This window comes from Nonomuraea sp. NPDC049758, from assembly GCF_040674635.1.
Taxonomy (GTDB): domain Bacteria; phylum Actinomycetota; class Actinomycetes; order Streptosporangiales; family Streptosporangiaceae; genus Nonomuraea.
The window spans coordinates 42,968-67,794 of sequence record NZ_JBFAMZ010000010.1 but is presented as its reverse complement, the minus strand read 5'-3'; the positions used below and the strand labels follow the sequence as shown (position 1 = coordinate 67,794).

24 protein-coding genes are annotated in these 24,827 nt (G+C 72.9%); 15 read left to right on the top strand and 9 right to left on the bottom strand.

The genetic code is table 11. The features are described from left to right. Positions 1-230: 230 nt before the first annotated feature. The 5 genes from AB0J46_RS26125 to AB0J46_RS26105 all read left to right on the top strand — a co-directional run bounded on the left by AB0J46_RS26125 (position 231) and on the right by AB0J46_RS26105 (position 5,424). Positions 231-1,688, top strand: coding sequence for an aldehyde dehydrogenase family protein (locus tag AB0J46_RS26125; RefSeq protein ID WP_364336281.1), 1,458 nt, complete (start codon positions 231-233; stop codon positions 1,686-1,688). After that, the gene (locus AB0J46_RS26120; protein ID WP_364336279.1) at positions 1,673-2,569 is read left to right on the top strand and encodes a CoA-transferase; all 897 of its coding nucleotides are present in this window, start codon (positions 1,673-1,675) and stop codon (positions 2,567-2,569) included. The genes AB0J46_RS26125 and AB0J46_RS26120 overlap by 16 nt, the downstream gene beginning before the upstream one ends. Further along, complete coding sequence (locus AB0J46_RS26115; protein WP_364336277.1) at positions 2,566-3,345, top strand: CoA-transferase; 780 nt, start codon at positions 2,566-2,568, stop codon at positions 3,343-3,345. The genes AB0J46_RS26120 and AB0J46_RS26115 overlap by 4 nt, the downstream gene beginning before the upstream one ends. Next, entirely contained in the window at positions 3,342-4,160 is an 819-nt protein-coding gene (locus AB0J46_RS26110; RefSeq protein WP_364336275.1) for a citrate/2-methylcitrate synthase, read from the top strand. Before AB0J46_RS26115 ends, AB0J46_RS26110 begins: the two co-directional genes overlap by 4 nt. 112 nt (positions 4,161-4,272) lie before the next feature. Next, positions 4,273-5,424, top strand: a complete 1,152-nt coding sequence (locus AB0J46_RS26105; RefSeq protein ID WP_364336273.1) for a pyridoxal phosphate-dependent aminotransferase — start codon at positions 4,273-4,275, stop codon at positions 5,422-5,424. 7 nt (positions 5,425-5,431) lie between these two features. Here the strand turns inward: AB0J46_RS26105 and AB0J46_RS26100 are convergent, their stop codons facing one another. Beyond that, positions 5,432-7,177 carry an NmrA family NAD(P)-binding protein gene (locus tag AB0J46_RS26100; RefSeq protein ID WP_364336271.1) on the bottom strand — a complete coding sequence of 582 codons (1,746 nt, stop codon included), beginning with the start codon at positions 7,175-7,177 and terminating at the stop codon, positions 5,432-5,434. 81 nt (positions 7,178-7,258) lie between these two features. On the opposite strand from AB0J46_RS26100, the gene AB0J46_RS26095 reads away from it, so the two are divergent. The 3 genes from AB0J46_RS26095 to AB0J46_RS26085 are packed head-to-tail and all read left to right on the top strand — an operon-like array spanning position 7,259 to position 9,431. Then, positions 7,259-7,885: a helix-turn-helix domain-containing protein gene (locus AB0J46_RS26095; protein WP_364336269.1), complete on the top strand. Its 627-nt coding sequence runs from the start codon at positions 7,259-7,261 to the stop codon at positions 7,883-7,885. A 15-nt stretch (positions 7,886-7,900) separates the two neighbouring features. After that, positions 7,901-8,680 carry a hypothetical protein gene (locus AB0J46_RS26090; protein ID WP_364336267.1) on the top strand — a complete coding sequence of 260 codons (780 nt, stop codon included), beginning with the start codon at positions 7,901-7,903 and terminating at the stop codon, positions 8,678-8,680. Between the two features lie 10 nt (positions 8,681-8,690). After that, a complete protein-coding gene (locus tag AB0J46_RS26085; protein ID WP_364336265.1) occupies positions 8,691-9,431 on the top strand; it encodes an MBL fold metallo-hydrolase in 741 nt (246 codons plus the stop codon). Between the two features lie 11 nt (positions 9,432-9,442). Here AB0J46_RS26085 and AB0J46_RS26080 read toward each other — a convergent pair whose 3' ends face one another. Continuing rightward, a complete protein-coding gene (locus AB0J46_RS26080) occupies positions 9,443-9,886 on the bottom strand; it encodes an NUDIX domain-containing protein (RefSeq protein WP_364336263.1) in 444 nt (147 codons plus the stop codon). Positions 9,887-9,999: 113 nt separating this feature from the next. Between AB0J46_RS26080 and AB0J46_RS26075 the strand changes: the two genes are divergently transcribed. Further along, positions 10,000-11,577 (top strand): alkaline phosphatase family protein, encoded by a 1,578-nt coding sequence (locus AB0J46_RS26075; protein WP_364336261.1) that lies wholly within the window; start codon positions 10,000-10,002, stop codon positions 11,575-11,577. A 40-nt stretch (positions 11,578-11,617) separates the two neighbouring features. Here the strand turns inward: AB0J46_RS26075 and AB0J46_RS26070 are convergent, their stop codons facing one another. Both AB0J46_RS26070 and AB0J46_RS26065 read right to left on the bottom strand, forming a co-directional pair. Then, positions 11,618-12,088: a TspO/MBR family protein gene (locus AB0J46_RS26070; RefSeq protein WP_358294706.1), complete on the bottom strand. Its 471-nt coding sequence runs from the start codon at positions 12,086-12,088 to the stop codon at positions 11,618-11,620. Positions 12,089-12,123: 35 nt separating this feature from the next. Continuing rightward, entirely contained in the window at positions 12,124-12,480 is a 357-nt protein-coding gene (locus AB0J46_RS26065; RefSeq protein WP_364336259.1) for a helix-turn-helix domain-containing protein, read from the bottom strand. A gap of 32 nt (positions 12,481-12,512) precedes the next feature. On the opposite strand from AB0J46_RS26065, the gene AB0J46_RS26060 reads away from it, so the two are divergent. Next, on the top strand, positions 12,513-13,394 hold the full coding sequence (locus AB0J46_RS26060) for a TIGR03620 family F420-dependent LLM class oxidoreductase (RefSeq protein ID WP_364336257.1): 882 nt from the start codon (positions 12,513-12,515) through the stop codon (positions 13,392-13,394). 62 nt (positions 13,395-13,456) lie between these two features. Further along, entirely contained in the window at positions 13,457-14,419 is a 963-nt protein-coding gene (locus AB0J46_RS26055; RefSeq protein ID WP_364336256.1) for an SDR family NAD(P)-dependent oxidoreductase, read from the top strand. A gap of 3 nt (positions 14,420-14,422) precedes the next feature. Here AB0J46_RS26055 and AB0J46_RS26050 read toward each other — a convergent pair whose 3' ends face one another. Next, positions 14,423-15,055 (bottom strand): DUF47 family protein, encoded by a 633-nt coding sequence (locus AB0J46_RS26050; RefSeq protein WP_352360497.1) that lies wholly within the window; start codon positions 15,053-15,055, stop codon positions 14,423-14,425. Then, positions 15,052-16,002 (bottom strand): inorganic phosphate transporter, encoded by a 951-nt coding sequence (locus tag AB0J46_RS26045; RefSeq protein ID WP_364336254.1) that lies wholly within the window; start codon positions 16,000-16,002, stop codon positions 15,052-15,054. Before AB0J46_RS26045 ends, AB0J46_RS26050 begins: the two co-directional genes overlap by 4 nt. A 143-nt stretch (positions 16,003-16,145) precedes the next feature. On the opposite strand from AB0J46_RS26045, the gene AB0J46_RS26040 reads away from it, so the two are divergent. The 4 genes from AB0J46_RS26040 to purU are packed head-to-tail and all read left to right on the top strand — an operon-like array spanning position 16,146 to position 21,409. Next, a complete protein-coding gene (locus AB0J46_RS26040) occupies positions 16,146-17,243 on the top strand; it encodes an aminotransferase class V-fold PLP-dependent enzyme (RefSeq protein ID WP_364336252.1) in 1,098 nt (365 codons plus the stop codon). Between the two features lie 7 nt (positions 17,244-17,250). Next, entirely contained in the window at positions 17,251-18,174 is a 924-nt protein-coding gene (locus AB0J46_RS26035; RefSeq protein WP_352360491.1) for a LysR family transcriptional regulator, read from the top strand. Then, positions 18,171-20,558 carry an FAD-dependent oxidoreductase gene (locus tag AB0J46_RS26030; RefSeq protein WP_364336250.1) on the top strand — a complete coding sequence of 796 codons (2,388 nt, stop codon included), beginning with the start codon at positions 18,171-18,173 and terminating at the stop codon, positions 20,556-20,558. Before AB0J46_RS26035 ends, AB0J46_RS26030 begins: the two co-directional genes overlap by 4 nt. Further along, a complete protein-coding gene (purU, locus tag AB0J46_RS26025; protein WP_352322831.1) occupies positions 20,555-21,409 on the top strand; it encodes a formyltetrahydrofolate deformylase in 855 nt (284 codons plus the stop codon). Before AB0J46_RS26030 ends, purU begins: the two co-directional genes overlap by 4 nt. 15 nt (positions 21,410-21,424) lie before the next feature. On the opposite strand, the gene AB0J46_RS26020 is transcribed toward purU, so the two are convergent. The 3 genes from AB0J46_RS26020 to AB0J46_RS26010 are packed head-to-tail and all read right to left on the bottom strand — an operon-like array spanning position 21,425 to position 24,640. Beyond that, on the bottom strand, positions 21,425-21,775 hold the full coding sequence (locus AB0J46_RS26020) for a VOC family protein (protein WP_364336248.1): 351 nt from the start codon (positions 21,773-21,775) through the stop codon (positions 21,425-21,427). Continuing rightward, complete coding sequence (locus tag AB0J46_RS26015) at positions 21,772-22,572, bottom strand: AraC family transcriptional regulator (RefSeq protein ID WP_364336246.1); 801 nt, start codon at positions 22,570-22,572, stop codon at positions 21,772-21,774. The genes AB0J46_RS26020 and AB0J46_RS26015 overlap by 4 nt, the downstream gene beginning before the upstream one ends. Positions 22,573-22,582: 10 nt before the next feature. Continuing rightward, positions 22,583-24,640 (bottom strand): prolyl oligopeptidase family serine peptidase, encoded by a 2,058-nt coding sequence (locus AB0J46_RS26010; RefSeq protein ID WP_364336244.1) that lies wholly within the window; start codon positions 24,638-24,640, stop codon positions 22,583-22,585. Positions 24,641-24,827: the final 187 nt, after the last annotated feature.

Sequence of the window (24,827 nt, the reverse complement as noted above, 5' to 3'; positions counted from 1 at the left end):
CTGGACCCTCGGTTAATTCCGGGTGAATTCGACAAGTGCCGTGAGCAGGTCTTTTCCCCGGCATGTCTAGTGCAGCGGAACGGTCCGGCCAATGCGTGATTTGCCTATCGCCGCTATAGGCGGAGCCATATAACGGCTGCCTATCGGGGGCATCGGTCTAATCCCCCTTGTCCGGAACATCCCAGGCCGTGAGGCTTTGCCGTATCAGAAGTTGACCGGAAAGGAACCCGATGGCGACGATCCCGAGTCGCTACCTGCTCAACCACATCGGCGGCGAATGGCGTGCCCCCGAGAGCGGGCAGACCCGGCCGAACATCAACCCCGGCGACCTCTCCGACCACATCGGGGACTTCGCCGAGTCCGGTGGCGCGGACGTCGAGCTGGCCGTGGAGGCCGCCGCGGCGGCGATGCCGGAGTGGAGGGGACTCGGGCCGATCAAGCGCGCCGAGTACCTGCGCGCCGCCGAGCGCCTGATCGAGGAGCGGGCCGAGGACTTCGCCCAGGCGATCACGCGTGAGCAGGGCAAGCTCGTCAAGGAGGCGCGCGGCGAGGTCAGGCGGGCCCTGGCCATCCTCGACTTCACCGCGGGCGAGGGGCGCAGGCTGAAGGGCGAGACGCTGCCCGCCGAGGAGCCGCGCACGTTCTCCTACACCTTCCGCGCGCCCATCGGCGTGGTCGGCCTGGTGACGCCGTGGAACTTCCCGCTCGCCATCCCCATGTGGAAGGTCGCCCCGGCGCTGCTGGCCGGGTGCGGGGCGGTGCTCAAGCCGTCGCCGTTCACGCCGCTGACCTCCGCGCTGCTGGTGGAGGCGTTCGTGGACGCGGGCGTCCCGGCCGGGGTGCTCAACCTCGTGCAGGGCGACATCGCGGCGGGCGAGGCACTGGTGACGCACCCGCGCGTGGCCGGGATCAGCTTCACCGGCTCGCTGCCCGTGGGCCTGGCCATCCACCAGGCCGGCGCGCCGCGGCTGCTGCGCACCCAGCTCGAACTGGGCGGCAAGAACGCGGTCCTGGTGCTCGCGGACGCCGACCTGGACAAGGCGGTCAAGGCCACCGTGTTCGGCGCGTTCGGGCAGTCGGGGCAGCGGTGCAGCGCCACCTCCCGGGTGATCGTCGACCGGGCCGTCAAGGAGGAGTTCCTGTCGCGGCTGGTCGCCGAGGTGGCCCGGCTCAAGGTGGGGCCGGGCCTGTCGGAGGAGGCCACGATCGGCCCGGTCGTGAACGAGACCCGCATGCGCGCCTGCCTGGACGCGGTCAAGGCCGCGCAGGAGGCCGGGGCCAAGATCGCCGTCGGCGGCGAGCGGCACACCGAGGGCGTGCCCGAGGGCTGCTACGTGCAGCCGACCGTGCTGCGCGACGTGACCTGGGACAGCGAGATCGCCCAGGAGGAGATCTTCGGCCCGGTGTTGTCCGTGGTGGACTGCGACGGCTTCGACGACGCCATGCGCATCTCCAACTCGGTCAAGTACGGCATGAGCGGCACGATCTTCACCCAGGACCCGGCGACCATCTTCGAGGCCCTGGACCGCTTCGAGGCGGGCATGCTGCACGTCAACCGGCCAGGCGTCGGCGCGTACGCGCACCTGCCGCACATGGGCGCCAAGCTGTCGCAGTTCGGCCCGCCCGAGTGCTCGCCGCAGGTCTGGGACTTCTACACCGAGTGGCGGTCGGCGTGCATAAGTTACTGACGGCCGCCGAGGCCGTCGCCCGGCACGTCCCCGCCGGGGCCGTCGTCGGGATGGGCGGCCAGAACATCAACCGGTGCCCGATGGCGCTGGTGCACGAGGTGATCAGGCAGGGGATCGGCGGGCTGACCGTGGTCGGCTGCAACCTGTCACTGCCGCTCGACATGCTGGTGGCCGCGGGCCTGGTGGCCCGCACCGAACAGGGCACCGGCAACCTGGAACGTTACGGCACGCTGTTCGCCTGGCGCCGGGCCGTCGAGCGCGGCGAGGTCGGCGTCGGCGACCACTCGCACCTGGCGATGGCCACCCGCTTCGCGGCGGGGGCCGTCGGGGTGCCCTTCCTGCCGACGCGCAGCCTGCTCGGCACCGACCTGCTGGCCGACCTGGTCTCGGACGGGGTGGCGGTGGAGTCGGCCGATCCGTGGACGGGGCAGCCGGTCGTGCTGCTGCGGGCGATGACTCCGGACGTGGCGATCATCCACGCGAACCGCGCCGACCTGGCCGGGAACGTGGTGATCGAGGGGGTCACCTCCCACGAGGTGGACATGGTCAGGGCCGCCCGCGCCACGATCGTGTCGGCCGAGGAGGTGCTGCCCGCCGGGGCGTTCGCCGACCGGCCCGAGCGGGTCACCATCCCGGAGGCGTACGTGACGGCGGTCGTCCACCAGCCCTTCGGCGCCTTCCCGACGTCCGTCTACCGCGCGTACGACTTCGCCGAGGCGGAGATCAAGGAGTACCAGGCGCTGGGCCGGGCCGGGGACGCCGAGCTGCGCGAGTGGATCGGGGCCAACCTGGGCGCGTCCTTCGACGACCACCTCAGGGCCCGCGACCCGGCGGGCACGCTCAGGGCCGGGCTGACCGAGCAGATGGGGAGGCTGGTGTGAGCGCGGAGTGGACCGCCCTGCCGCGGGAACTGCTGGTCGTCGAGGGCGCCCGGCAGATCCGCGACGGCGACCTGGTGATCGTCGGCACCGGCCTGCCGCTGCTGGCCGCCACGCTCGCCCAGCGCACCCACGCGCCGGAGGCCAAGCTCGTCATCGAGTCGGGGGTGATGTTCCCGAAGGTCGTGCCGACGCCGGTGTCGGTGGTCGATCCGCGGCTGATGCGCGGCGCCGCGCGGCACGGGTCGCTGTTCGAGGCCCTGGGCGGCCTGGTGCAGCGCGGGCTGGTCCGTACGGGGTTCCTCGGCGGGGCCCAGGTGGACGAGTACGCCAACATCAACTCCACCTGGGTCCCCAGACCGGACGGCTCGCGGGTGCGGCTGCCCGGCAGCGGCGGCGCCAACGACATCGCCAGCCACTGCCGGCAGGTGGTGATCCTGACCGACCACGAGAAGCGGCGCTTCCCCGCCCGCTGTGACTACGTCACCAGCCCGGGGTTCCTGGGCGGGCCGGGGGAGCGGGCCAAGGCCGGGCTCGGGCCGTTGCGCGTCAAGGTCGTCACCGACCTGTGCGTGATGGAGGCCGAGGACTCGGCGCTGACCGTGACGGCGCTCATGCCGGGGGCGAGCGTCACGGACGTACAGAACAACACCGGCTTTACCCCGAAATTTCGGGATTCGTTGGAAATTGTGGTGCCGCCGGACCCCGAGGACCTTCGCCTGCTGCGCGAGGAGATCGACCCGGCGTGCGTGTACTTCCCTGAAAGGAAAGCCCGTTGACCGACAAGAAGCCGTTCGCCTGGGAGACGGCGATCGCCTGGAAGAACAAGGACCGGATCGTCGTGCGCGGGTACGACGTGAACGAGCTGACCGGCAACATCTCCTTCGCCGAGCACTTCCACCTGGTGCTGCGCGGCGAGCTGCCGAGCCCCGAGGTGGGCCGGATGACCGAGGCGATCCTGGTGAACATGGCCGAGCACGCCATGTCGCCCTCCTCGGCCACCGTGCGCTTCGCCACCTCCGGCGGCGCCGAGCTGAACGCGGCCGTCGCGGCGGGCGTCGCCGGCATCGGCCGGCTGCACGGCACCGCCGACCGGCCCGCCGAGCTGTTCCTCGCGGTCGGTGAGCGGGCCGAGCGCGACGGGCTGAGCGACGAGGAGGCCGCCGCCAAGGTCGTCGCCGAGATGCGCGAACGCCGCGAGCGCATGCCCGGGTTCCACCACGCCCAGCACATCCGCGACCCGCGAACCGTCCGCCTGCTGGGGCTCTCGGACGAGCTGGGTGTCACCGGCCGGTACGTCCGCATCGCCCGCGCGATGGAGGACGCCACCGAGGGCGTCTTCGGCCGCCGCATCTGGCTCAACGGTCCCGGCTCGATGGGCTGTGTCGGCCTCGACATGGGGTACGAGCCGCTGCAGCTCAAGGCCATGTTCATCGTGTGCCGGTCGTTGTCGCTGTGCGCGCACTCGATCGAGGAGATGACCAGGGAGAAGGGCTGGCGGGCCTCCGCCAACTCCGACATGGTCCAGCCGCTGGACCTGTCGATGCAGGGGCCGGACCACTACGACGGCCCGGCCGACCGCACCCTGACCTGACCCGGCTGTCGTCGGCGCCTCCGTGCCGCCCCTTGACACCCGCGTCCCCACTGGAGGAGCGTGGGTGCACCCAAGGTGTTCCATATACGGAACAAGGCACGGAGGTGCGGTCATGCGGCCCAATTCCCGGTTCGCGCAGGTGCAGCCGTTCGACATCGACAAGGTGGCCGCGGCCGCCGGGGCGGACGCCGACGTCCTGCGCCTGGAGAACCTCGACACCGACGTCCCGCCCCCGCCGTCCGCCGTGGCCGCGACCAGGCGGTCACTGGAGGAGGGGACGGGCAACAGCTGGCTGCCGTTCACCGGGCTGCCGGTGTTGTGCCAGGCGGTCGCCGCCGAGCTGCGGGCGCGTACCGGGCTCGACTACGACCCCTTGCGGCAGGTGTGCATCACCTCCGGCGGGACGTCGGCGGTGATGCCCGTGCTGCTGGCCACGACCGAGCCGGGCGAGCCCGTGCTGCTCACCGACCCCACCTACGCCGGCCTGCTGCAGCGGGTGCGGCTGTCGGGCGCGCGTCCGCACCTGGTGCCGCTGCTGGTGCAGGACGGGCGCTGGCGGCTGGACCGCGAGGCGCTCGCCCGGGTGCCCGCCGCGGCGGCGCTGCTGCTGATGAGCCCGTCGATGCCGTCGGGCGTGGTCTTCGACCGGGAGGACTGGCAGGCGGTCGCGCGGGTGTGCGAGCGCACGGGCGCGTACCTGATCTACGACGCCGCCATGGAGCGCATCGTCTTCGACGGACACCCGAGGATCAACCCCTGCCAGGTGGACGGCCTGGCCGAACGCACGATCATCATCGGGTCGATGTCCAAGGAGTACCGGATGATCGGCTGGCGGATCGGCTGGGTCGCCGGCCCGGCCGACATCATGTCCCGGATCATGGTCGCCACCATCTACAACACCACCGTGGCCAGCGGATACCACCAGTACGGCGCCGCCGCCGCACTCACCGACCCGGCGGGCGCGGGGGTGGCGGAGGCGGCGGCCGAGTACCAGGCCCGCCACGACACCGTGCTCGCCCAGCTCGACGGGCTGCCGCTGGTCCGGGCGGGCGGCGGCTGGTCCGTCCTGGTGGACGCCGAAGCCATGGGGCTGACCGCCGAGGACCTGTCGGCCCGCCTGCTGGACCGCGGACGCGTGGCGGCCACCCCCATGACGGCCTGGGGCGAGAGCGTGGCCCCCCGGTACGTCCGCCTCGTGTACAGCGCCGAGCCGGTCGGCCGCCTGTCGGAGCTGCGGGCCCGCTTCGAGGCGGCGCTGTCCTGACCCGGAATCAGCGGGGGAGCCGGTCGCGCAGGAAGGACTCGAACGTGCGCAGGCCGGGGTGGCGGGCGCGGAGCGCGGCGATGTCGGCCTGGTAGCCGCTCTCCAGGAACCACTCGTACATGCGCTCCCCGCCGGGCGCGGTCTGCTCGAACCGGGTGGGCGTGCCGGTGACCCGCTGGTAGACCGCGGCGATCTCGGCGCCGGTGAGCTCCTCGCTCGCGATCTCCAGCGCCCGGCCCGCGTACTCCGCCGGACGCTCGAACGCCTCCGCCGCGAAGTGGGCGATGTCCTCGGGCGCGACGAGCTGCATGCGCCGGAACGGCAGCGCGATGACCCGCTCGGCCCCGGCGGGCTCGGCGTAGTACAGCAGGTTCGTCATGAAGAACGCCGGGCGCAGCACCGTCGCCCGCAGGCCCAGCCCGGCGACGTGCCGCTCGATCGCCCACTTGCTCGCGAAGTGCTCGATGCCGGTGTCGCGCTCGGCGCCGCCGACCGAGCTGTAGACCAGGTGCGCCAGGCCCAGCCCGGCGGCCAGGTCGGCGACCGCGACGCCCTGGCGCACCTCGCGGGCCAGCTCCTCCTCCGTCACGGCCAGGGCCTGCACGCTGAACACGCCGTGCACGCCGGTCATGGCCGTCCGGAGCGAGACGGGGTCGTCCAGGTCGCCCTTGGCCAGGGTGGCGCCGAGCGCGGCCAGGGCCTGGGCGGCGTCCGAGGCGGGGTCCCTGACCAGGGCGCGGACCGTCCAGCCGCGGGCCAGCAGGGCCCGGGCCACCGCGCCGCCCTGGTTGCCGGTGGCGCCGATGACCAGGACCGTCCTGGCCCGCGCGGGCAGCAGCAGGGTCTTCCCGGTGACCGCGCGGGCCTCGACGGCGGCGTGCGCCTCGGCCGCCGACTCCAGGGGGAGCACATTGCCGACCGCGGGGCTCAGGCGGCCGGCCGCGGCCAGCTCCAGGGCCTCGCGGGCCAGCTCGCGCGGGTCGGCCGCGGGCCAGGCGACGGCGGTCACCCGGGGATCGGGGGTGGTCATGGGGCCGCCGGCCATGCCGTACACGCTGAGCCGGCCGCCGTCCTTCAGCAGGTCCTGCGCGTGGGCGCCGATCTCGCCGCCCACGCCGTCGAAGACGACGTCCAGGCCGCCGGTCGCGGCGCGCACCTCGTCGGCCCAGCCCGGGGCGGTGTAGTCGACCGTCACCTCGGCGCCGAGGCGCGCGGCCAGCTCGCGTTTGGCGGCGCTGCCGGCCGCGCCGACCACGCGCGCCCCAGCGGCGCGGGCGAGCTGCACCAGCAGGCTGCCCACCCCGCCGCCGGCCGCCTCCACCAGCACCCACTCGCCGGGCCGCGGCGCGGCGGCGCGGACCAGCCCCACGGCGGTGCGCCCGTCGGCCAGCAACGCCACGGCCTCGCGCGCCGACAGTCCGGCGGGCACCGGGATCAGGTCCTCGGCGGCGGCCACCGCCAGCTCGGCGTAGCCGCCGTACCCGCCGAGCGTGGTGACCACCAGGGAGCCCGTCAGCGCCGCGGCCACGCCCTCGCCCACCGCCAGGACGGTGCCCGCCACCCCGTTGCCCAGGACCGCGGGCAGCTCGGCCGCGCGTGGCCCCCGTCCGGCGCGCACCTGCGTCTCCACGAACGTGACGCCCGCGACCGCCACCTCGACCAGCACCTGACCCGGCCCCGGGACGGGGTCGGGCACCTCCTCCACCACGAGCGACCCCGGGCCGCCGAGCTCCCGCAACACCACCGCACGCATGACAGACCTCCTTATTCGGAGCGCTTCGCTCCGAAAAGAACCGTATATCGGAGCGCAACGCTCCGCAATATCCTGTACGGCATGGCAGGACGCGGCAGGCAGGCCGAGGCGGCGCGGAACGATCTGCGGCTGCTCCAGGCGGCCCACGAGGTGTTCACGACCCAGGGGTTCGACGCGCCGGTCTCGGCCATCGCCAGGCAGGCGGGCGTCGGCATGGGCAGCCTCTACCGGCGCTACCGCACCAAGGAGGAGCTGCTCCAGCGGCTGTGCCTGATCGCCATGGAACGCGTGGTCGACGCCCTGGAGTCGGCCCTGGCCGAGCCCGACCCGTGGACCGGGCTGGAGGCGTACGTGCGCGCCTGCGTCGCCGGCCGCTCCGGCGCGCTGGCCCCGGTGGCGGGCACGATCGAGGTCACCGACGAGATGTGGCGCACCTCCCGCCGGGCCACCGAGCTGGCCGGCGCCCTCGTCGCCAGGGCCCGCGAGGCCGGCGCACTGCGGCCCGACGTGACCACGCTCGACCTCTCGCTGCTCATCGAGCAGTTCAGCAGGCCCGCCCCCGGCCCGCCGAGCGAGGAGCACCAGCGCGTCAAGGAGCGCCTGCTGGCCATCGCGCTCGACGGCCTGCGCGCCCCCGGCGCGACCCCGCTGCCCGGCGAGCCACCGAGCGCGGAGTGGTACGAAGGGCGCTGGCGGACCTCCCCGTAGGTCTACGGTGGGACGGTGGCCTTCAATGACCTGCTGAAAGACCTTCAAGACAGCGCCGGAGCACAGGCCGCGGGCATCAGGCGCGGCTACGGCGGCCCGCCCGCCCGGACGATGAGCGTGCGCTCCGGCCCGGCCCGGTTGCGCTGCGCCTCGCTGCTCAAGCCGCTCTACGCCTGGGTGGCCGCCGACCACGTCGGCGACGCCGACCGCTGGCGCCGCCACGCCGAGCCCGCCGTGGTCCTCTCCTCCAACGCCGACACGCTCAGCCTCTGGCTGTCCATCGGCCCCCGCGTGCTGCTGGACGACCTCTACCGGCGCACCGGCGTACGGTGGGCCCAGCCGGGCGGCGACCCGTCGCGCTTCGGCTCGGTGGAGGTCTCGGCCGAGGAGGTCGCCGCCGCCTACACCGTGTTCGCGCAGGCCGCGGCGGCGGGCGACCCGGTGGCGGCCACCGTCCTGGCGTGGATGCGGCAGGTGGCGGGCGAGCAGACGTTCGGCGCCCGCGAGGCGCTCGGCTCGCCCGAGGCCGGCGTCAAGTGCGGCTGGTACGGCGCCCCCGACGAGACCTGCCTGCGCACCCACGCCGTCGCCGTCCTGCCGCGCGGCGGCACCCGGGCCACCGTGGTCGTGGCGATGACCGCGCTGCCCTACACCGGCGAGCGCGACCGCGAGTCCTACCACGCCCGCATCGCCCAGGGGCTGCCGGTCGAGTCCGTGCACGAGGGCCTGGCCGGGCCGCTGCTGCGGGGCCTGATGTCCACCACGCTGGCCGAGCTGGGGCACAAGCCCCGATAAGGTCGTGATCGTGCTGATCACAGTGCTGGGCGGATGCGGGGCGTGGCCGGCGGCGGGCCAGGCGTGCAGCGGTTACCTCATCGAGCACGACGGGTTCCGCGTGCTCGTCGATCCCGGCTACGCCACGCTGCCGCGGCTGCTCGAGACGACGCCGGCCGAGCGGGTCGACGCCGTCCTGGTCAGCCACGGCCATCCCGACCACTGCTCCGACCTCAACCCGCTGCTGCGCGCCCGCGCCCTGGGCGACGCCCCGCCGGCCGCGCTGCCCGTGCACGCGCCGCCCGGCGCGCTCGACGCCGTGCTCGCGCTCGACCGGCGCGGCATGCTGGCCGGCAGCTTCGAGCTGCACGACATGGAGCCGGGCACGCCGCGTGAGATCGGCCCCTTCCGGCTCGACGCCTTCTCGCTGCCGCACCACGTGCCCAACGCCGGGCTGCGGCTGAGCGCGGGCGGCCGGGTGATCGCCTACACCGGCGACACCGGCCCGTCCGCCGACCTCGTCACGCTGGCCGCCGGCGCCGACCTGCTGGTGGCCGAGGCCACCTATCCCGAGCAGGTGCCCGGCGAGGACGCCCCCTACCTGTCCAGCGCCGCCGACGCGGGCCGCACCGCCGCGGCGGCCGGGGTCGCCCGGCTGCTGCTCACCCACCTGTGGCCCGGCACCCTGCCCGAGCCTGCGCTGGCGGCGGCGGCCAGGTCCTACCAGGGCGACCTCGCGGTGGCCACGGCGGGCCGCACGATCGAGGTGTAGCGGCGGCGGGTTCAGCGGCGCGCGGCGGCGCGCAGGGCGGCCACCACGTCGGCCAGTTCCGGCGGCTCGACGCCGTACGGCATCTCCTCGGCCCAGGTGTGACCGCGGTAGACGCCGAGCTCCTCCTCGGTGAGCGCGGCGGGGGTCACCCGCGGGCGCGCCTCGTCGAAGGTGGCCAGGAAGAACGGCTCGGTCTTCACGTAGCGCACGCCCAGCCAGGAGAAGTCGCGCTCGACGTCGACCCGGTGCTCGCCGACGGCCGAGCCGGGCAGCCCGGTCTCCTCGGCCAGCTCGCGCCGGGCGGCCTCCAGCGGCGTCTCGCCCGGATCGAGGCCGCCGCCCGGCGGTTCCCACACGTCCGTGCCGCTGACCGGGTCGTACCAGTGCATGAGCAGGACGCGCCCGTCGCGGTCGAGGCAGACGACGCGGGCGGCGGGACGTTGGCTACTGCCCATTTGGGCCCCCTTTTCCCTCTATGGCGTCCATCGGAAAGACGCTATTCACGCACCCGCCTGACGCTGGAGATCCTTCAGCCGGATCACCCCAGCACTCAGCGAGGAGTACGTCCATGCAACGATGGCGCATCCTGCCCGCTCTCGTGGCCGCGGCCGTGTCGGTACCCGCGCCGGCGGCCCTGGCGCATCAGGCGGCCGATCCCGCACCCGCTCCCGAGGGCAAGGTCCTCAACGGCGCGACCGCCCTGGCCGCGCCCGTGCCCGTCCCCGACGTCCCGAACGGCATCAGCAGCGACAAGGTCCTGGTCATCGGCCTCGACGGGTTACGCCACGACCGCATCGCCCCCGCCGACGCCCCCAACCTCGACGCCCTGATCAGCGGCGGCACGTTCGGCACGAGCCTGCTCTACACCAGCCCGATGGCCGCCACCTCCAGCGGCCCCGGCTGGTCCACGATCGCCACCGGCGTCTGGCCCGACCTGCACGGCGTCAAGGACAACACCTTCGCCGGCAAGCGCTACGACCGCCACCCCGACTTCCTGACCCGGCTGGAGAACGCCGGCGCCGGCCACTCCACCTACGCCGCCCTCGACTGGAAGCCGCTCGCCGACCAGGGCACGTTCGGCCCCCGGATCGACGCCAGGGTGGTCCTGGACGGCGACGCCGACGGCTACCCGGCCGAGGACGAGCGCCTCACGCAGGTCAGCGAGACCGTCCTGCGCACGAAGAACCCGGACGCCGCCTTCGTCTACCTGGGCGCGATCGACATCGCCGGGCACGGCAGCGGCGCAGGCTCGGCCGCCTACCTGGCCGCCATCCACGACGCCGACGCCCGGATCGGCCGGCTGCTGGCCGCGGTCAGGGCCAGGCCGACGTACGGGAGCGAACGCTGGACGGTGATCGTGGCCACCGACCACGGGCACACCGACGCGGGCGGGCACGGCGGGTCCTCGATCGAGGAGCGACGCACGTTCGTCCTGGCCGCCGGGCCGGGCATCGCCGCCGGGGCGCGGCCGGCCGACACGCGGCTGGTGGACGTGACGGCCGCGGTCTTCACCGGGCTGGGGCTGGCCGTGCCGGGCGGGATCGACGGCCGGCGCGTCGACACCAGGACCGGCGACCCGTTCGAGGGCGTCGCGCTGTCCGGCAGGACCGACGAGACCGGCATCCCGGCCGGCGTGCTCGGCTACTCGCACACGCCGCCCGCGGGCTGGTCGGTGGACGCGTCCAGGATGCCGTCGGGGGGCGTTCAGGAGTGGCGCGGCTGGGCGTTCACCATCGACGAGTTCTGGTCGCGGGCGGCCCGTGACCAGCAGCGGGAGCTGAACGTCCGGTCCAGGGGCACCTTCGCGGTGGCCGACTCCGACGAATGGGACGACAAGTCGCACGGAACCGGGACGTTCGACTCGACGCTCGTCTCGCCCGCCTACACCGTGACCGGCCGGACGTCCGTCACCCTCGCCTACGCCACCCACTACCGCGTGGACGGCGCGCAGAAGGCGCAGGTGCTCGTGTCGTTCGACGGCGGCGCGGACACGCTGGTGAAGAACTACACGGCCGACGCGGTCGCCAGGAACGAGTCGCTCGCGGTGGCCGTGCCGGCCGGGGCCAGGTCGATGAGGGTCAAGTTCCACTACTTCGACGCGACCAACAACTGGTACTGGGCGGTGGACGACCTGCGCGTCTCCTGACCGCGCGGACGGGGACCCCGTCTTCGGGCGGGGTTCCCGGTCAGGGGTTGCGGGCGGCGATGGAGGCGTTGAGGGCGGTGGCGAAGGCCGTCCAGCCGACGTAGGGCAGCAGGGCCAGCCCGGCGCGGCGGTCGGCGCGCAGGAAGCGGCGCAGCAGCACGAGGTTGGCCGCGTCGAGCGCGACGATGTCGGCCAGCGCCAGGCGCGGGGAGCGGGCGCCGAAGAACAGCGGGGTCCAGGCGGCGTTGAGCGCGAGGTTGGCGCCCAGGGCGCGGGCCAGGCCGGCCCGGTCGTCGCCGCTGGTCAGGGCACGCGCGCCGGCGTAGGCGATGAGGGCGTAGACCGGCGTCCAGACCAGGCCGAACGCCTGGCTGGGCGGCTGCCAGCGGGGCTTGCGCAGCCGGCGGTACCAGGCCGAGCCGGAGGAGGTGGCCAGGCTGCCGAGCGTGGCCGTGACGGTGACCGCGGCCGTGGTGGCGAGGAGGTTACGGGCGAACGGGCGCATCTGCATGGGCCTGCCCCTACCCGTCAGGGCCGCCGCATGCCCTAGACGCCCTCCGGCTCCTCGACGACGAGGGCGAGCAGGCCGGGGAAACGTTCGTCGAACTCCGCGCGGCGCAGCCGGTTGAGCCGCCGGGCGCCTTCGTCGCGCTGCTCCAGCAGGCCGACCTGGCGCAGCACCCCGAAGTGGTGGCTGAGCGTGGACTTGGCCACCGGCAGGTGGGCGAACGTGCCGCAGGCGCGCGCCCAGTCGGGCTCCCCGGCCAGCTCGCGGACGATGCGGCGGCGGACCGGGTCGCCGAGCGCGTCGAGGGCGGCCTGCAGCGACACCTCGACGGGCGAGGTGTGGGTCAGGCCGCGCGTTCTGTTCGATGGCGGTCGAACATTAGGGTAGTGTTCCATCTCGATCGAACATTCTAGTCGAGGGAGCGGCCATGGAGACCGGGCACTTCGGGGTGTGGCATCCGCTGATCGGCAAGGCCCCCGCCGAGCAGGCGCGGCGCGCGGCGGCCGAGATCGAGCGGCTGGGCTACGGCTCCGTGTGGATCAACGAGGGCCGGCAGAGCAAGGAGCCGCTCACCACCGCGGCCGTCCTGCTGGCCGCCACCACCCGCGTCGCGGTCGCGACCGGCATCGCCAGCATCTGGGGCCGCGACGCGACGGGCATGACGGCGGGCGCGAAGACGCTGGCCGACGCCTTCCCGGACCGTTTCGTCCTGGGCATCGGGGTCAGCCACGGCCCGCTGGTCGGCAGCCGCGGCCACGCCTACGACAAGCCGCTGAGCGCGATGCGCGCCTACCTCGACGGCATGGACGCCGCCGAGGAGGGCCTGCCCGCGGCGCGGGCGCCCCGGCTGCTGGCGGCGCTGCGGCCCCGGATGCTGGAGCTGTCCAGAGACCGGGCCGACGGCGCCCACACCTACTTCGTGCCGCCCGAGCACACCGAGCAGGCCCGCCGCGTCCTCGGTGCGAGCCGGCTGCTGGTGCCCGAGCAGGCCGTGGTGCTGGAGACCGACCCGGGAAGGGCCCGCGAGATCGCCCGCGCCCACCTGGCCTACTACCTGACCCTGCCCAACTACCTGAGCAACCTGCGCGCCCTGGGCTTCACCGACGCCGACTTCGCGGGCGGCGGCAGCGACCGGCTGGCCGACGCCATCGTGGCCTGGGGCGACGAAGGGCAGGTCGCCGCGCGGCTGCGGGCCCACCTCGACGCCGGTGCCGACCACGTGGCCGTCCAGCCGCTGTCGCCGGGCGCCCCCGACCTCGACGACGCCCTGAGCCAGCTCCAGCGCCTGGCCCCGGCCCTCGGCCTGTGATCCGGGCGGGCCCGGCGGGTCGGTTTGACTTAGAGCGCACTTCAGTTCGTAACGTCGGTCCCATGACAACGCCTCAGCACAGGATCGGTTCGGGTTTCGGCGCGAGAAGCACCGCGGACGAGGTGCTCAAGGGCGTCGACCTCACCGGCAGGGTCGCGCTCGTCACCGGCGGCTACTCCGGCCTCGGCCTGCAGACCACCCGCGCGCTCAGCGGGGCCGGAGCCCAGGTCGTCGTCCCGGCCCGGCGTCGCGGCGCGGCCGAGGAGGCCCTGGCCGGCATCGACGGCGTCGAGGTGGGCGAGCTCGACCTGGGCGACCTCGACAGCGTGCGGCGCTTCGCCGAGGAGTTCCTGGCCTCCGGCCGCGACCTGCACCTCGTGATCAACAACGCCGGCATCATGGCCTGCCCCGAGACGCGGGTCGGCCCCGGCTGGGAGGCCCAGTTCGCCACCAACCACCTCGGCCACTACGCGCTGGTCAACCGCCTGTGGCCGGCCGTCGAGCGCGGCGGCGGCCGGGTCGTGGCCGTCTCCTCCGCCGGCCACCGGCGCTCCGGCATGCGCTGGGACGACGTGATGTTCGAGCACGGCTACGACAAGTGGCAGGCCTACGGCCAGGCGAAGACGGCCAACGTGCTGTTCGCCGTGCACCTCGACGCCGTGGCCAAGGACGCGGGCGTGCGGGCGTTCGCGGTGCACCCCGGCGGCATCCTCACCCCGCTCCAGCGCCACCTGACCAGGCAGGAGATGGTCGAGGCGGGCTGGATCGACGAGCAGGGCAACCAGCTCAACACCAGCTTCAAGACCCCTGAGCAGGGCGCGGCCACCCAGGTGTGGGCGGCCACCTCGCCGCAGCTCGACGGCATGGGCGGCGTCTACTGCGAAGACTGCGACATCGCCGAGCAGGCCGACGGCTCCGGCGGCGGGGTCCATCCCTATGCCACCGACCCCGAGCAGGCCGCCCGCCTGTGGCGGTTGTCGGCCGAGCTGACCGGCGTCGACGCCTTCGCCGGGCGGGCGGGCTGACGGTCAGCGTTTCATGGCGCCGTCGGCGATGGCGTCCGCCGCCTCGCCGATGGCCATGCCCACGATCTCCAGGCGGCGCACCAGCTCGCGCTGCTTGAGCGCGTCCGAGGTGACCTCGCCGGAGAAGATCCGGGAGATCTCGTACTGGTACATGCGCCGGATCGCGCCGCCGGCCTTCTTGGCCTCCAGGGCGTCCTGCACCACCGCCGAGGGCCGGGCGGCCAGGCCGCGCACGGCGCTCTCCAGGGCGTCGATGCCCACGATGACCTGGTCGAGCAGCGGCGTGAAACGGATCTGGTCGGGCACCCGGTACAGGTGCGACTCGCGCACGAAGTCCCGCAGCGAGTCCAGCACGTCGTCGATCGAGCGCGACAGGCGGAACAGGTCCTCGGGGTCGATGGGCGTGACCAGCGCGGTCTTGAGCTCCTCGACCAGGCGGGCGCGCTCCTCGTCGCCGAGGTGCTCGATCGCGCGCATCCGCTCGTGCGCGCCGGTCCTGCCGACCTCGCCGCCGATCATGGCCATCGCCAGCCACGCGCCCTGCTTGGTGGCCTTGAGCTGGCCGAGCAGGGCGCCGGTGAGCGCGCCGTCCATGCGGCCGGTCATGAGGTCACGGATCCGGCGCCATCGCTTCACCACGTCCCCCTCAGCCCCTTCAGGACGAACGCCGCCGTCGCGGCCAGCAGGCCGCTCAGCGGGAGCGTCAGCAGCCAGGCCACGACGATCTTGACGGCGGCGTACCAGCGGACCCGGCCGCCGCCCTGCGCGACCCCGGCGCCGACCAGCCCGCCGGCCACGGCCTGGGTCATGCTCACGGGCATACCCAGCGCGGCGCAGGCGAGCACGGCGGTGCCCGCGGCCAGTTCGGCGGCGACGCCGTGCGCGGGCCGGGAGACGATGATCTCGCGGCTCAGCGTACGGCCCGCCCTGGGCAGCCCGTAGAGCGCGCCGAGCCCGAACAGCACCGCCACCAGCGAGGTGCAGGCCAGGGGCGCGCCCTGGAAACCGAGCGCGATCATGAAGACGGCCAGCATCTTCTGCCCGTCGTTGGCCGCGTAGGCGAGCGTCTGGAGCAGGAACCCGGCCCAGTGCCAGCGGGCCAGGCCGGGCGCGTCGGTCACCCGGACGAGCAGCCGGATGAGCAGCCACGACAGCAGCGCCCCCACGAACGGCGCGGCCAGCCCGAAGACCAGCACGAGCGCCACCGAGCCGCCCGACACCGGCAGCCCCCACCCCAGCCCGGCCCCGGTGAGCCCGCCCACCACGGCCAGCGTGAGGCTGGTCGGCCGGCCCTTCGCGCTGAGCGTGAACACCACCGCCAGCGCGCAGAGCACGGCCACCGTCATCGCGGCCTGGCCGCCGGGGGCGTGGAAGCCCGCCAGCCGGTTCACGAACGTCAGCGCCACCTGGTGGGCGACCAGCGGGACCACCGTGACGAGCAGCACCAGCGCGAGGATGCCGACGGCCGGCCTGATCACCGGCAGCTTGAGCCCGGTCGCCAGCAGCGCCCCGCCGTCGTTGATCCCGGACACGACGGCGAACAGCCCCGCGACCCCGATCAGTACGACGGTCTCCAACGGCACGTGTCCCATCCCAGTCGGCGCTGCTCGGCACGGACAAGCCCGATTCCCTTATGGCCCTCATAGGTGAAAGGCGGCTGTCCCGTGCGGCGCCACCCCGGATAGCGTCCGTAATGCCCGATAACTACCCAAGATCGAGTGGATTGATGGACGAAGAACTCATTCTGTTGAATCCCGGGCCCGCATGTACGTCGAAGCGGGTCAAGGACGCCCTGCTTCGCGGCGACCTCTGCCACCGCGAGCCCGAGTTCACGGAGTTGCTGTTCAGGATCCGCGAGGCCCTGCCCCGGTGCCTGAACCTCGGCGGCACGCACGAGGCGCTGCTGGTCACCGGGTCGGGAACCGCGGCCATGGAGATGGCGGTCATCAGCTCCGTCCGCGCGGGACGCGGCGTGCTCGTCGTGAACAACGGCGTCTACGGCGACCGGATGATCAAGATTGCCAAGGCGCACGGCATCCCGTTCCACGAGGTCAGGAGCGACTGGACGGTCCCGGCCGACCCCGAGGCCGTCCGGGCGGCCCTCGCCGGGCGCGACGACGTGGACGCCGTGGTCTGCGTGCACCACGAGACCACGACCGGCCTGATCAACCCGATCAAGGAGATCGGCGAGGTCGTGGCCGAGCACGGCGCGCTGTTCGTGATCGACGCGATCAGCGGCACCGCGATCGAGGACCAGGACCTGGCGCAGGTCAGGGCGGACGTCGTCTGCGGCACCGCCAACAAGGGCCTGCACGGGCTGCCCGGCATGTCGTTCATCCTGTGCAGCGAGGCCGCGATCGAGCGGATCCAGGAGGCGCCCGCGCGCAGCCTCTACCTCAACGCCGCCAGCTACCTGGCCGGTCAGCGCAAGGGCGACGTGCCGTTCACCCCGGCCGTGCAGGTCTGCTACTCCCTCGACGAGGCGATCAAGGAGTACGAGGAGGCGGGCGGTTTCGCGGCGCGGACCCGGCTGTACCGCGAGCGGGCGGCCCTCGTCCGCGGCCAGTTCGCGCGGCTCGGCCTGGAAATCCTCGTTGATGAACAATTCAGGTCAAACACCGTAACAATGCTTCATCTCCCCGAAAACGTAACTTACGCGGCGCTTCATGATGAGCTCAAAAAGCGCGGTTACGTTATCTACGCCGGTCAGGGGCAACTTTCCGCGGACTTCTTCAGGATCTGCACGATGGGCGAGATCCCCTGGCACCGGCTGGAACAGCTCGAGGACGCGCTCCGAGAGTCGATCGAGGCAGCTAGGGGTTAACGACGACATGCAGCTCAACCTGCACCGGCTCTGGATCTTCATGACGGTCGTGGAGTGCGGCGGCTTCTCGGCCGCGGCGCAGAAGCTCTACCTCAGCCAGCCGTCCGTGTCACACCAGGTCAGGCAGCTTGAGCAGGCGCTGCGCGCCACACTGATCGACCGCAGCGGCGCCCGCATCAGGCTCACCCCCGAGGGCGAGGTGATGCTGGAGTACGCCAGGCGGGTGTTCCTGCTGGCCGACGAGGCCGTGGCCGCCATCCGGCAGGTCTCCGGGCTGCAGACCGGCAAGCTGGTCGCGGGAGGCACCACCACCGTCGGCACGTACCTCCTGCCGCCGTTGCTGGCCGCCTTCCGCGACCGTCATCCCGGCATCGAGCTCGGCATCCAGGTCGGCAACGGCCAGCGGGTCGAGCGCGGCCTGGTGGACGGCGAGATCGGCGTCGCGGTGCTGGCCGGCGAGCCCGGCGCGGCGCAGCTCGTCAGCGAGCCGATCCTGGAGGACCGGCTCGTCGTCATCACCCAGCCGGGCCACCGGCTGTCCAGCAAGGGCCGCGCCGAGCCCGCCGACCTGACGGGCGAGTTCTTCCTCATCCGCGAGCCCGGCTCCTCCACCCGCGAGCTGCAGGAGCAGGCGCTGGAGACGTGGGGGCTCGAAGAGGCCGGCCGCAGCGAGATCTGGGGCCCGGAGACGATCAAGCAGGCGGTCGCCGCGGGGCTCGGCGTCTCGCTGGTGTCCGAGCACTGCGTCGAGCAGGAGCTCGCCGACGGGCGGCTGGCGGCCCTGGAGGTGCTGCCCGCGCCCAAGCCCCGCCCCATCGTGCTGGCCCACCGCCGCGACCGGCTGCTGGGGCCCGCCGAGCAGGCGTTCATCGCCATGCTGCGCAACGTCCGCAGCTGGCCGGGGATCAATCGCTTGAGGAGCATCTCTTGACATCCCTGCCCTCCCGGGCACAGGTCGTGATCATCGGCGGCGGCATCGCGGGCTGCAGCGTGGCCTACCACCTGGCCCAGCTGGACTGGACCGACGTCGTGCTGCTCGAACAGGGGCAGCTCTCCTGCGGCACCACCTGGCACGCCGCCGGGCTCGTCGGCCAGCTCCGCAGCACCGAGAGCATGACCAGGCTGATCAAGTACAGCACCGACCTGTACGCCCGCCTGGAGGCCGAGACCGGCTTCGGCACCGGCTGGAAGCAGTGCGGCAGCGTCAGCGTGGCCCGCACCCCCGAGCGCATGACCCAGCTGCGGCGCACCGCGGCCGCCGCCCGGAACTACGGCATCCAGGCCGAGGTCGTCAGCGCGCGCGAGGCGGGCGAGCTGTGGCCGGTCATGCGCACCGACGACCTGGTGGGCGGCGTCTGGCTGCCCGGCGACGGCAAGGCCAACCCGTCGGACCTCACCCAGGCGCTGGCCAGGGGCGCGCAGCGGCACGGCGTCCAGGTGATCGAGCGGGTCCGCGTCACCGGCGTCACCGTGCGCGACGGCGCCGTGCGCGGCGTGCACACCTCCGAGGGCCACATCGAGACCGAGGTGCTGGTCAACTGCGCCGGGCAGTGGGCCAAGGAGGTCGGCAGGATGGCCGGCGCGACCGTCCCGCTGCACTCGGCCGAGCACTACTACGTGGTGACCGAGCGCATCCCCGGCGTGCGCCCCGACCTGCCCGTGCTGCGCGACCCCGACGGCTACGCCTACCTCAAGGAGGAGGTCGGCGGCCTGGTCGTGGGCGGCTTCGAGCCGGACGCCAAGCCCTGGGGCATGGACGGCATCCCCCACCCCTTCGAGTTCCAGCTCCTGGAGGCGGACTGGGACCAGTTCGCGATCATCATGGAGAACGCGATCCAGCGCGTCCCGGCGCTGGAGAGCGCCGGGGTCAGGATGTTCTACAACGGGCCGGAGAGCTTCACGCCCGACAACATGTTCCTGCTGGGCGAGACCCCCGAGGTACGCGGCCTGTTCGTCGGCGCGGGGTTCAACTCGGCCGGCATCGCCTCGGCGGGCGGCGCCGGCCGCGCGCTGGCCGAGTGGATCGTGAACGGCGAGCCGACCGGCGACCTGTGGCCCGCCGACATCCGGCGCTTCGCCCGCTGGGCCGGCAACGACACCTGGCTGCGCGACCGGGTCACCGAGACGCTGGGGCTGCACTACGCGATGTCCTGGCCGGACCGGGAGCCGGAGACCGCCCGGCCGCTGCGCCGCTCGCCGGTGCACCACCTGCTGGCGCAGGCCGGGGCGCGCTTCGGGTCGAAGATGGGCTGGGAGCGGGTCAACTACTTCGGGCCCGCCACGCCGTCCACGTTCGGGCGGCCGGGATGGCAGCCGTACGTGGACGCCGAGGTGGCGGCCTGCCGGAACGCGGCGGCGCTGTTCGACCAGACGGCCTTCTCCAAGTTCGTCCTCAAGGGCCCCGAGGCCATGGAGGCGTTGCAGTGGCTGTGCACCGCCGACGTGGACGTCGAGCCCGGCCGCGTCGTCTACACCGGCCTGCTCAACGACCGGGGCGGCTACGAGTCGGACCTGACGGTGACGCGCGTGGCCCGCGACGAGTACCTGATCGTGACCGGCTCGGCCCAGACCACCAGGGACTTCGACCACATCTCCAAGGGCCTCGGCGACCGGCGGGCGGTCCTGGTGGACGTCACCGGCGCGTACGCGGTCTTCGGCGTGATGGGCCCCTCGTCCAGGACGATCCTGCAGTCGGTGTCGAAGTCCGACTTCTCCGCCTTCGACTTCGGCACGTCCCGCCTGGTCGACCTCGGTCACGCCACCGTGCGCGCCACCCGCGTCACGTACGTGGGCGAGCTGGGCTGGGAGTTGTACGTGCCCGCCGAGTTCGCCGTCACCGTGCACGAGACGCTCATGGGCGCCGGCGGGCTGACCCAGGCCGGTCACTACGCCATCGAGGCCATGCGCATCGAGAAGGGCTACCGCGCCTGGGGCCGCGAGCTGGGCCCCGAGATCACCCCCGCCGCCGCCGGACTGCGTTTCACCTGCAAGAAGAGCGGCGGCTACCGGGGAGCGCGGCACGCTCTGGAGACGCCGTCGCGCAGGGTAGTCTCGATCGTGCTGGACGACCCCGCCGCACACCTGTGGGGCGGCGAGTCCCTGCTGTCCGACGGCGTCCCGGTGGGCTACGTCACCTCGGCGGCCCACAGCCCCACGCTCGGCAGGTCCGTGGCGCTGGGCTTCGTCACCGAGGTCTCGCAGGAAGGCGGCGTCACGCTGGAGAAGGTGGAGGTCGACGTGGCCGGCGACCTGTACTCTGCCCAGATCAGCCTCAAGGCGCCCTACGATCCCACGTCCGCGAGAGTGAAGGCATGAGCAGCCACGCCGAGTACATCCTGACCCTGTCCTGCCCCGACCGCCCCGGCGTGGTGGCCGCCGTCTCCGGCCTGCTGGCGGCGCACGGGTGCAACATCATCGAGAGCCAGCAGTTCGGCGACCGGGTTGCCCAGCGGTTCTTCATGCGCGTGCAGTTCTCCGGCCCGCTCGGCGAGGACGAGCTGGGCGCCGCCTTCGCCGCCCTGGCCCCCGACTTCGCCATGGAGTTCAGGCTGCGCGACGTGGCCAGGAAGCCGCGCGTGCTGATCATGGTCAGCCGGTTCGACCACTGCCTCAACGACCTGCTCTACCGGGTCAGGTCGAAGACGCTCGGCATCGAGGTCGTCGCGGTCGCCTCCAACCACCCCGACCTGCGCCCGCTCACCCAGTCGTACGGCATCGACTACCACCACCTGCCGATCACGCCCGAGACCAAGCCGAGGCAGGAGGCCGAGGTGCTGGCGCTGGTCGAGCACTACCAGGTCGACCTGGTGGTGCTGGCCCGCTACATGCAGGTGCTGTCGGAGGACCTGTGCGAGAAGCTGGCCGGGCGGGCGATCAACATCCACCACTCGTTCCTGCCGTCGTTCAAGGGCGCCAAGCCCTACCACCAGGCCCACAACCGGGGCGTCAAGCTCATCGGCGCCACGGCCCACTACGTGACCTCCGACCTCGACGAGGGGCCGATCATCGAGCAGGAGGTCGCCCGGGTCAACCACAGCCACTCGCCGGACGACCTCGTCCGCATCGGGCGCGACGTGGAGTGCGTGGCGCTGGCCCGCGCGGTCCAGTGGCACGCCGAGCAGCGCGTCCTGCTCGACGGCCACAAGACCGTCGTCTTCCCCCGCTGACCGCTATCCGAGGCTTTACGGGCGGTACGTCCCGAAGAACCAGGAGTTGCCTTCGGGGTCCTTGCAGGCGTACTCGCGCGAGCCGTACGGCTGGTCGGTGAGCTCCATGGTGATCACGGCCCCCGCGGCCCTGGCGTGATCGTGGTGGGCGTCGACGTCGTCGACCGCGATGTACACGCCGGGCCCGCCCGGCTTCCCCCGGCCGATCATGATCAGGTCGTCCTCGACGAACAGCTCGGCGTGCTCGACGACCCCGGACTCGTCCTTCGACGACTCGTGCACCCGGAACCCGAACGCCCCGGTCAGGAAGTCGAGCGCCGCCTGCGGGTGCTCGTAGCGGGCCAGTGCGTAGACAGTGCGTTTCATGGCTCCAGCATGCCCGGCGGCCCGCCCGCGGGTCTTGGACGAATCTGACCGGGCGTGGTGCCGCCGAGCGCCCGGAACTCCCGGTTGAGATGGGCCTGGTCGTAGAAGCCGCACTCGGCCGCGACCGCGGCGATCGGCCTGCCGGAGCGCAGCAGCCGCGCCGCCCGGCCGAACCTGATCACCCGGGCCGCCGTCTTGGGGGCCAGCCCGACCTGGTCGTGGAAGCGGGCCACCAGATGCCGGTGACTCCACCCCAGCGACGCGGCCAGCGACGACACGCCGAGCCGCCCGCCCGACTCCAGCAGCCGCGCCCACGCCCACGGCAGCTCGGGGCCCACCTGCGGCCCGGCCAGGATGCGTGCGGTCAGCAGCCGGTCGGTCAGGGCCAGCCGCTCGCGCCACGACGGCGTCGCGGCCAGCCGGTCGAGCAGTTCCCCGCCCCACGGCCCGAGCACGGCCTCCACCGGGACCACCCGGCTCGTCAGGTGGCGCATCGGCAGCCCGTACAGCCGCCGCGCCCCGAACGGCGTGAGCACCACCTCCACGCCCTCGCACGGCCCCTTGACCCGGGTGACCGCGAACCGGTCGGCGAGCCCGCCCGCGAACGCCCTTACCCGCTCCCCGTACGCCTCCATCGGCGCGCCGACGCCCAGGATGAGCACCGCCCCGGGAAGGGCGGCCTCGGCGCGCGTGACGGGCGCGGGATAGTGCTCGCTGTAGGCGCACAGCCGGGTGACGTACGGCCGCAGCGCAGCGCTGGGGACGGCCTCGACGATGGCCGGCCCCAGGCTGCTCATGCCTGCGACACTACAGACCGGTGTGCTGGGCGAGGAAGGTCAGCGTGTCGGCCGACAGATCGACCGTCCGGCTCACCGAGCGGGCGCCGTGGCCCACCTCGGCCTCGTTGCGCAGCAGCACCGGCCGCCCGGCCGCCGAGGCGTGCTGCAACGCCGCGCACATCTTCCAGGCGTGCAACGGGTGCACCCGCGTGTCGGACTGGAAGACGGTGAACAACGTCGCCGGGTAGGCCACCGACTCCTCGACCCGGTGGTAGGGCGAATACCCCCACAACCAGCCGAACTGTTCGGGGTCGTCGGCGCTGCCGTACTCGACGTTCCAGGTCGCGCCGAGGCCGAACTTCTCGTACCTGATCATGTCGAGCAGCGGCGCCGAGCAGACCACGGCCGCGTACAGGTCGGGACGCTGCGTCAGCGCGGCGCCCACCAGCAGGCCGCCGTTGGAGCCGCCGGAGATGCCGAGCTGCTCGCGGGTGGTGACGCCGGTCTCGATGAGGTGCTCGGCCGCGGCGTGGAAGTCGTCGAACACGTTCTGCTTGTTGGCCAGCATGCCCGCGCGGTGCCAGTCCTCGCCCTCCTCGCCGCCGCCGCGCAGGTTGGCGATGGCGTAGACGCCGCCCGCCTCGACCCAGGCCAGGATCGAGGCCGAGTAGCCGGGGGTCATGGACAGGCCGAAGCCGCCGTAGCCGTAGAGGATCGTGGGCCGGGGGCCGGGCCGCTCGTCGGCGGGGGAGATGATCAGCATCCGGACGTCGGTGCCGTCCTTGGACCGGTACGCCACCTGCGACGTGCGCACCGGCGGCACCTCGACCGCGCCCGGCGAGGCGGCCCACAGCGTGGTCTCGCCCGTGCGGGCGTCGTAGCGCTGGATCGTCGGCGGCGTGGTGTTGTCGGTGTAGCCGAACCACGCCTCGAAGCCGCCCTCGGGACGCTCGGAGATGCCGCCGATCGTGCCCAGCCCCGGCGTCGGCACCGAGCCGACCCGCTCACCGGTCGCCAGGTCGTGGACGGTGATCTCGCTGATCGCGTGGCGGGTCCAGCCCACCAGCATGACCGGGCGCTCCAGGTCGTCGAGGATCGCGAAGTCGGACAGCACCGCCTCGGGGTCCTCGGGGATCAGGTCGTGCCAGGTCTCGTAGCCGGGGTCGGCCGGGTCGGTCACGCACACCCGGCCGCGGGAGGCGTCCCTGTCGGTGTGGACGTAGAGCCGGCCGTCGCGGCCGAACACCAGGGCGGTCTGCGCGTCGACGCCCTCCTGCACGACCTTCAGGTCGGGGGCGTCGGCGGGCGAGGCGGTCAGGTCGGCCACCCACAGGTCGTTGCGCGGCGCGGTGCCCTCGTGCGCCGAGACCTGGAGCCAGTGGCCGTCGCGCGAGACGGAGACGCCGTAGTAGTTGGTCATCTTCAGCCCCTGGCCGAAGATCATCACGTCGTCCTCGGTCGAGGTGCCGACGCGGTGGAGGTAGACGCGGCGGTGGAACTGAGCCTCGTTCTCCGGCACCTCGGTGCGCGGCAGCCGGCGCACGTAGTAGAACGCCTCGCCGCCGGGCAGCCAGGCGATGGGGGAGTAGCGGCAGCGGTCGATCGGGCCCTCGACGCGCATCCCGGTGGCGACGTCCAGGATGTAGAGGACCGACTCCTCGTCGCCGCCCACCGAGATCTGGTACGCCAGCAGCCGCCCTTCCTTGTCGGGCTGCACGGCGTCGAGCGTGGTGAGACCGGACGGGTCGATCTCCATCGGGTCGATCAGCGCCCGCTCGGTGCCGTCGGCCTCGACCACGTAGTAGACCGCGTGCTCCTGGTCGGGCGTGCGGCGGGAGAAGAACCGGCGCTCCCCGCGCCAGGCCGGAACCCCCACCGAGCCGGACCGCAGCAGCTCGGCGATGCGGTCCTTGAACCGCTGCTCGCCACGGCTGGCGTTGAACAGCTCGGCCTGCGCGAGCAGCCACTCCTTGGTGTCCGGGCTGTCAGGGTCCTCCAGCCACCGGTACGGGTCGGGGACGGGCGTTTCGTGCAGGATGTCGACGACGTCTTCGCGGCGTGCCGTCGGATAAGGCTCTCGCGTCATGCCAGGAACCCTACTGCCAAGGTGGGGGCGTAAAGCGCTGGTGAAGCGGGCATAAAACGTAACGTGTGTCCCTCTGGTCATTCCGGCTTGAAGATTATGGGGTGGCGGGGACGCTACGGCTAACGCCAGACTTGGTGACAGGACGGTGCCGTGGTGACCATCCGCTGGACCGTCCGGCGGAGGTCCA